Origin of the sequence: Rathayibacter sp. SD072, assembly GCF_017355185.1 — a bacterium.
Classification (GTDB): domain Bacteria; phylum Actinomycetota; class Actinomycetes; order Actinomycetales; family Microbacteriaceae; genus Rathayibacter.
In genome coordinates this window covers 1-8,226 of record NZ_JADILJ010000080.1, presented here as the reverse complement: position 1 = coordinate 8,226, position 8,226 = coordinate 1, and the positions used below count along the sequence as shown (strand labels likewise).

Here is an 8,226-nt window from a genome sequence, read left to right as displayed (position 1 = left end):
GGCCACCGTCCTCGACCGCCTCGCGCACGGGGAGCCGATCACCCGGGCGAGCGCCGAGCTCCTGCTCGGAGCTCGCGGCGACGACCTCGAGCTGCTGCTCGCCGCGGCGGGCGCCCTCCGCGACGAGGGCCTCGCCCGCCGCGGTCGGCCGGACGTGATCACCTACTCGCGCAAGGTCTTCGTGCCGCTGACCAAGCTCTGCCGCGACCGCTGCCACTACTGCGTCTTCGTCGAGACGCCCGGGGGGCTCCTCGCCAAGCGCGAGTCGACGTTCATGGAGCCGGAGGAGATCCTCGAGGTCGCCCGAGCAGGGGCCGCGCTGGGCTGCAAGGAGGCCCTGTTCACCCTCGGCGACCGCCCGGAGGACCGCTGGCCCGTCGCGCGCGCCTGGCTCGCCGAGCACGGCTACTCCTCGACGCTGGAGTACGTGCGGGCGATGGCGGTGCTGGTGATGAGCGAGACCGGCATGGTCACGCACCTCAATCCCGGAGTGATGTCGTGGGCGGAGCTCCAGCGGCTGCGCCCGGTCGCGCCGTCGATGGGCATGATGCTCGAGACGACCGCCAAGCGCCTGTGGTCCGAGAAGGGCGGCGTGCACTACGGCTCGCCCGACAAGGATCCGGCGCTGCGCCTGCGCGTGCTCGACGACGCGGGCCGCAGCCGCGTGCCGTTCACCACCGGCGTGCTCCTGGGCATCGGCGAGGACGACGCGGAGCGGGCGGACGCCCTGTTCGCCATCCGCGAGTCGCACGAGCGCTGGGGCCACGTGCAGGAGTGCATCGTGCAGAACTTCCGCGCGAAGCCGCGGACGGCGATGCAGAACGAGGTCGACCTCGAGCTGCAGGAGTACGTGGCGAACGTGGCCGTCGCGCGACTGGTCATGGGGGCCGACGTCACGATCCAGGCTCCGCCGAACCTCACCGACGAGCAGGAGCTCGGGCTGCTGATCCGCGCGGGGATCGACGACTGGGGCGGCGTGAGCCCGCTGACCGCCGACCACGTGAATCCGGAGCGGCCCTGGCCCAACATCGACGATCTCGCGCGGCTGACGGCGGCGGCCGAGTACCGGCTGCGCGAGCGCCTCACTGCGCACCCGCAGTACCTGCGCGATGCGGCGACGTGGATCGATCCGCGGGTCGCGCCCTACGTCCGGGCGCTCGCCGATCCGGAGTCGTGGCTCGCCGACGAGGCGGCCCCCGTGCTCCCCCGGCCGTACCGCGAGGAGCTCGAGGCGCCCGCCCGCCCGGTGCCGTCCTGGGCTCTCGCGCCCGTCCTCGGGCGGGCCGCGGCGAATCCGGCCGGTCTCGGCGACTCCGACTACGAGGCGCTGCTCGCGGCGGACGGCGACGACCTCGAGGCGCTCGCCGCCCTCGCCGACGACGTCCGCCGCTGGGCGGTCGGCGACATCGTCTCGGTCGTGGCGAACATGAACGTCGACACCTCGCTCTGGCGTTCGGGGCTCGACGAGGACGCGCTGCGCGAGCTCGCCGACGAGGCCGTCGCGTTCGGCGCGACCGAGCTGTGCCTGCAGGGAGCGCTCGCGCCGGGACTCCCCGGCGACGACCTCCTGCTCATCGCGCGGACCCTGCACGAGCGGCAGCCCTCGCTGCACCTGCACGCGTTCCGACCGGCCGAGATCCGCGACGCCGCCGCGCGGTCGGGGCGCACCGTGCCGCAGATGCTCGACGCGCTGCAGGAGGCGGGCGTGTCGAGCGTGCCGGGGACGGCCGCGCGGATCCTCGACGACCGCGTCCGCGCGATCCTGAGCCGGGGCACCGACCCGAGCACCGCCGAGTGGACGGAGTCCGTCACGACCGCGCACCGCCACGGCCTGCGCTCCACCGCCACCATGGTCTACGGGCACGTCGAGACCCCGGAGCAGCAGATCGCGCACCTGCGCGCGCTCGCCGCGATCCAGGACGAGACGGGCGGGTTCACCGAGTTCATCGCCATGCCCTTCGTGCCGGCGGAGGCGCCCGCCGAGGTCGTGGCCCTCACCCGCGGCGGACCGACCCTGCGCGAGACGCGAGCGGTGCACGCCGTCGCCCGCCTCCTCCTGCACGGCCGGATCCACCACGTGCAGACGGCGTGGACGAAGCTCGGGCTGCACGCCTCGCAGGTGCTCCTGCGCGGCGGCGCGGACGATCTGGGCGGGCTGCTGCTCGACAGCGCTCTGCGACCGGAGTCGGGCGCCGAGGCGCACCGCTCGCTCGACATCACGACGGTCGACCGGCTGATGCGCGAGATCGGGCGCGACTGGCGGCAGCGGACGACCGACTACGGCGTCGTCGATCCGTCCCGCGCCGTACCGCGGACCGCCCCCGCGGCGACGGGACCCGTGCGGGTGCGGCTCCCGCTGGCGCGACGCGCGTCATGACCCGCCGCGAGGCGTTCCTCGATCGGCAGGCGTCGCTCGTGACGGAGTCGAGGGTGCTCCTGGACGATCGCCCGGTGCGCCTGTGGACGGCCGGCGACGGGCCGGTCGTCGTGCTGCTGACGGGTCCGGGACGCGGGGCGAGAGCGGACGGGGTGCTCCTGCTGCCGATGCTCGCGCGCCGGCGGAGGGTCGCGGCCCTGGAGCTCCTGGACCTCGAGGACCCGTGGCGGGACGGGCCGCGCGCCGTCTCGGCCGTGCTCGACCTGCTCGGTGCCGAGGAGGCCGTCGTGGTCGGCCACTCCCTCGGCGCCGCGGTCGCGATCGAGGCCGCCGCGGATCCGCGGGTGCGGGCCCTCGCGCTGATCGCGGGCTGGACACGGCCGACGGAGCGGCTGGTCGCCACCGCGCGGCTGTGGGAGTCGCTCGACACGGCGGCGCGCGCGGACCTCTCGCGCCTGGTCGCCGTGCGCTCGCTCGCCGAGCTGGGCCCGGATCGGACCCCGCCGTTCGGACCGGAGGCGGGAGTGCTGCTGGCGGCGGCCGCTCGTGCCGATGCCGCGGACGCGGCCGCGCGGCTCGCGATCCCGGCCCTCGTCGTCGGCTGCACCGCCGACTCCGTCGTGGGGATCGAGGGCGCGCAGGCCCTGCTCGGGACGATCGACGACGCCCGCTGGGCCCAGATCGAGGCGGGCCACGCGGTGCTCGCCGAGCGCCCGGCGGAGCTGCTGGCCCTGCTCGAGCACTTCCTCGCCGATCCCTCGCGGGACGCGGCGGGCAGCGTGCTGCCCCGGATGAGCGTCTGATGGCCGTCGAGGTCGACGTCCTCGTCGTCGGCGCGGGCTTCGCCGGCATCGGAGCCGCGGCGCTGCTCGCCCGCCGCGGCGGCGCCTCCTTCGCGGTGCTCGAGCGCGCCGAGCGGGTCGGGGGCACCTGGCGCGACAACCACTACCCGAACGTCTCCTGCGACATCCCCTCGCACCTCTACTCCTACTCGTTCGCACCGGAGCCGGACTGGTCGGCGTTCTACGCGCCGGGCGCCGAGATCCAGGCCTACCTGGAAGGCGTGGTCGTGCGCGAGCGCCTCGAGCCGCACCTGCACCTGGGCACGGACGTGCTCGGGATGCAGTTCGACGAGGAGTCGGAGCGGTGGGACGTGCGGACCTCGTGCGGCGACTGGTCGGCCGCGGTGCTCGTGGTCTGCGCCGGTCGGCTGTCGGAGCCGCGTCTGCCGAGTGTCCCTGGCCTCTCCTCCTTCACGGGATCCGCGTTCCACTCCGCTCGCTGGCGGCACGACGTCGACCTCGACGGAGCGCGCGTGGGCGTCGTCGGGTCGGGAGCCTCCGCGGTGCAGATCGTGCCGCACCTCGCGGAGCGGGCGGCCGAGGTGGTGCTCTTCCAGCGGTCGGCGCCGTACGTGGTGCCGCGGCGGAACCGCGAGTACCCTCCCGCCGAGCGGCGCGCGCTGGCCCGGGTGCCCGGCGCGGTGCAGCGGCTCCGGGAGGAGCTGTTCTGGCGCGCGGAGCTCGGCTTCGCCGGACGGGTCGGAGTGCCGGCCGCGATCGACAGGCTCCGCGACGAGGCTCTCGGGCACCTCGCGGCGCAGGTCGCGGACCCGTCGCTCCGCGCCGTGCTGACACCCGACTACGAGATCGGCTGCAAGCGGGTGCTGCTCTCGGACGACTACTACCCGGCGCTGACGCAGGAGCACGTGCGCGTCGTGCCGGGTCCGCTGCGCCGCGTGGAGGGCTCGGCGGCGATCGGCGACGACGCTCGCCCGCACGAGGTCGACGTCCTCGTCTTCGCGACCGGGTTCCACTCGACGCGGCCGCCCTTCGCGCGCCGGGTCCGGGGCCGCGGCGGTCGGCTGCTCGCCGAGCACTGGGCCGACGGGATGCGGGCCCACGCGTCGACGGCGGTGCACGGCTTCCCGAGCCTGTTCGTGATCAACGGCCCCAACGCGAGTCTCGGCCACAACTCCGCCGTGCACATGATCGAGTCGCAGCTCGCCTACGTGCTCGCCGCCCTGGACCACCGCGACCGCTCGGGCGCCGGGGCGCTCGAGGTGACCTCGGAGGCCGAGGCCGCCTCCGTCTCCCGGATCGACGCGCTCAGCGCCGACACCGTCTGGACGAACGGCGGCTGCGAGAGCTGGTACGTCGATGCCGATTCGAAGCGGCTGACGCTGCTGTGGCCGGACTTCGCGTTCGCGTTCCGCGAGGAGCTCGGGCGCTTCGACCCGGCGGCGTACGCGGGCTGACCGGGCCGGTCGGCGGGCGGAACCCCTGCTGAGAGCGGTCGTCGCGCACGATCGCCGCTGAGGTCGCCTCCCGGCGGAGGTTCCGAAGGACCCACCCTCGTGCGTCGACCCTTCCGCGCTCGACGCAGGAGCCTGAGGGAGGATCATGGACGCACCCGAGCCCTCCGCACGACAGGACCACGCCATGCCGGTCGAACCCGCCTCCTCCGTCGCCCCGCCGCCTCCGCCCGCGCTGGATCACGACCGCGCTCGGGACCTGCTCCGGGAGCGGTACGGGATCGAGGGGACGCTGCACGAGCTGGGGAGCAACCAGGACCGCAACGTGCTCGTCGAGGCCGACGGGCGCCGGCTGCTGCTCAAGGTCGCCAACCCGGCGACTCCGAGCGGAGTGGTCGCGGCGCAGACCCGGGCGGTCGCGAGACTCGCCGACGAACTGCCGGGGCTCCGCCTCCCGCGCGCGATCGCGGATCGGGAGGGCCGGGTGCTGCAGGAGCTCCGGCTCGGCGACGCGGACTGCACCGCGCGCGTGCTCGACTTCGTGCCGGGTCGCACGCTGTCCGGCTCCGGGTACCTCTCCCCCGCGGTCGTCCGCGCGATGGGCGGGCTCGCGGCCCGCCTCGACACTGCGCTCGCCGCGCATCCGCTCGACGGCCTCGAGGAGCCCGGGCAGTGGGATCTTCGGCGCGGCGGAGAGGTCGTGAGCGCGCTGATCGGGCGCGTGCCGCGGCGGGCCGCGCGGCTCCTGGGCACGGCGACCCGGGAGGCGCTCGCGGTCGTCGCTCCGCTCGCCGCGGCGCTGCCCGTGCAGCTCGTGCACGGCGATCTCACGGACGACAACGTGGTGGTCGACGCGGGCGCGGTGCCGGACGGCGTCATCGACTTCGGCGACCTGGGCGCGGGATGGGCCGTCGGCGAGCTGGCGGTCACGCTCTCGTCGCTCCTGCACCACGCCGACGCCGACGCCGCCTCGGTGCTGCGGGCGGCGGTCGCCTACGACGCCGTGCGTCCGCTGTCGGATGCCGAGGCGGAGGCGCTCTGGCCGCTCGTCGTGCTGCGGGCGGCCGTGCTGGTGGTGAGCGCCCACGACGTCCTCGCGGGCGACCCGGGCAACGAGTACGCGCGCGAGAACCTCGAGCACGAGCAGCTGATCCTGGAGCGGGCGACCGCGGCTCCCCTGCCGGTGCTGCAGGCGCTGGTGCGCCGCGCGCTGGGCCGCAGCTCCGCTCCGTCGCCCGTCACGACGACGGTGCCCGCGCTCGACGTCGAGGCCGCCGTGATCGACCTCTCGCCCGAGAGCCCCGCGCTCGACGAGGGTCGCTGGCTCGACCCGGGGATCGAGGAGGCGCTCGTCGCCGAGGCGCTGGAGCACGCGCCGGCCGCGGTGCTCCGCCACGGCGAGCGCCGCCTCACCCGCGCGCGGCCGCACTCGGCGCACGAGCCCGGGACCGTCGCCCTGCACGTCGCGCTGCACCTCGCCGAGCCCGCCGAGCTGGTCGCGCCCGTCGACGCGGAGGTGGTCGAGGGTGCCCCCGGGACGCTGGTCCTGCGCGGGGAGTCGGTGCTGCTCCGTCTCGAGGGAGTCGAGGACGCGCCGGCGGTCGGCGCCGGCCTCACGGCGGGCGAGCGCATCGGACGCGTCGCCTCGGCCGTCCGCGCGCAGGCCCTCCCCCGCGCGTTCGAGGAGATCGAACCGCCGCTCTTCGCCGGAGGGTCGTGGGCCGACGCCTGGCTCGACGTCGTGCTCGACGCCACTCCCCTGCTCCTGGGCCGCTCCCTGCCCGCGCCTCTTCCCGACGCCACCGTCCTCCCCCGCCGGCTGGCGCACCTGGCCGACGTGCAGGAGCACTACTTCGAGGAGCCGCCCACGATGCTGCGCGGCTGGCGGGAGCACCTCGTGGACGACTCCGGACGCGTGCACCTCGACGTGCTCAACAACGTCACGTCGATCGGCCACGGGCACCCGCTGCTGGCCGAGCGCGTCGCCCGGCAGTGGCGTCTGCTCAACACGAACTCGCGCTTCTCGTACCCGGCGATCGGCGACTTCGCCGAGCGGCTGGCGGGACTGCTCCCGGAGGAGCTCGACACCGTGCTGCTCGTGAACAGCGGATCGGAGGCGGCCGATCTCGCCCTGCGCATCGGCCGCGCGTGGTCCGGACGCGACGACGTCCTCGCCGTGCGCGAGGCGTACCACGGCTGGACGGCGCTCTCGGACGCCGTCTCGACCTCCGTCGCCGACAACCCCGACGCCCTCGAGACGCGCCCGCCCTGGGTGCACGCGCTCGACGCCCCCAACAGCTACCGGGGCCTCCACCGCGGTGACGATGCGTCCCGCTACGCCGAGGAGGCCGTGGCGCGGATCGAGGCGCTCGCGGCCGCGGGAACTCCGCCCGGCGCGTTCATCGCCGAGGCCTACTACGGCAACGCGGGCGGCATCCCGCTGCCCGACGGGTATCTGGCGGCGGTCTACGCGGCGGTCCGCGCGCACGGCGGCCTCTGCATCGCCGACGAGGTGCAGGTCGGCTACGGCCGCCTCGGCGACTGGTTCTGGGGTTTCGAGCAGCAGGGCGTCGTGCCCGACGTCGTGGCCGTGGCCAAGGCGATGGGCGACGGGCACCCGCTCGGAGCCGTGATCACGACCCGCGAGATCGCCGAGCGCTACCGCTCGCAGGGCTACTTCTTCTCCTCCGCCGGCGGCAGCCCCGTCAGCTCCGTCATCGGTCTGACCGTGCTCGACGTGATCGAGGGCGAGGGACTGCAGCAGAACGCGCGCACCGTCGGCGCCCACCTCCGCAGCCGTCTGGAGGAGCTGGCCGAGCGGCATCCCCTGATCGGCGCCGTGCACGGCCACGGCCTCTACCTGGGCCTCGAGCTCGTGCGCGATCGGGAGACGCTCGAGCCGGCGACGGAGGAGACCCGCGCGATCTGCGAGCGCCTCCGCGAGCGCGGCGTGATCGTGCAGCCCACCTCCGACCGCCAGTGCGTGCTGAAGATCAAGCCGCCGCTGTGCTTCACGATCCAGAGCGCCGACTTCTTCGCGGACCAGCTCGACGAGGTGCTGACGAGCGGATGGTGACCGGGGCCGAGGTCGAGCGCGCGCGGGTGCAGCGGCGCACCCTGATCGTCATCGTGCTCAGCCAGGTGCTCGGCGGAGCGGGGCTGGCCGCCGGAGCGACGGTCGGCGCGCTGCTCGCGCAGGAGCTGCTCGGCTCGGAGGGGTTCGTCGGCATCCCGACGGCGCTCTTCACCCTCGGGTCGGCTCTCGCCGCGTTCCTCATGGGGCGCCTCACGCAGCGCTCCGGTCGGCGGCTCGGTCTCGGTCTGGGCTTCGCCGCGGGCGGCGTCGGGGCGATCGGAGTCGTCGTCGCGGCCGCGACGGACGGGATCGCGCTGCTCTGGGTGTCGCTCCTGGTCTACGGCGCCGGGAGCGCCGCGAACCTGCAGGCCCGCTACGCCGGCACCGACCTCGCCCTGCCCGAGCGTCGCGGCACCGCGATCAGCATCGCCCTCGTCTCGACCACGGCCGGCGCCGTCGCCGGGCCGAATCTGGTCGAGCCCCTCGGCGGGCTCGCCCTCTCGCTCGGACTCCCCGCCC

5 protein-coding genes are annotated in these 8,226 nt (G+C 75.1%); all 5 read left to right on the top strand.

Features of this window, described 5'->3' with window-relative positions; genetic code table 11:
- Positions 1-2,377 (top strand): 7,8-didemethyl-8-hydroxy-5-deazariboflavin synthase CofG (gene cofG, locus IOC53_RS18160; protein WP_242683532.1); only part of this gene is annotated, 2,377 nt, incomplete at its 5' end.
- Positions 2,374-3,180 carry an alpha/beta fold hydrolase gene (locus IOC53_RS18155; protein WP_207407942.1) on the top strand — a complete coding sequence of 269 codons (807 nt, stop codon included), beginning with the start codon at positions 2,374-2,376 and terminating at the stop codon, positions 3,178-3,180. The genes cofG and IOC53_RS18155, both read left to right, overlap by 4 nt.
- The gene (locus IOC53_RS18150; RefSeq protein WP_207407941.1) at positions 3,180-4,634 is read left to right on the top strand and encodes an NAD(P)/FAD-dependent oxidoreductase; all 1,455 of its coding nucleotides are present in this window, start codon (positions 3,180-3,182) and stop codon (positions 4,632-4,634) included. The genes IOC53_RS18155 and IOC53_RS18150 overlap by 1 nt, the downstream gene beginning before the upstream one ends.
- 184 nt (positions 4,635-4,818) lie before the next feature.
- Complete coding sequence (locus IOC53_RS18145) at positions 4,819-7,707, top strand: aminotransferase (protein WP_207407940.1); 2,889 nt, start codon at positions 4,819-4,821, stop codon at positions 7,705-7,707.
- Positions 7,704-8,226, top strand: a 523-nt coding sequence (locus IOC53_RS18140) for an MFS transporter (protein WP_374070894.1), incomplete at its 3' end; no start/stop codon positions are given. The genes IOC53_RS18145 and IOC53_RS18140, both read left to right, overlap by 4 nt.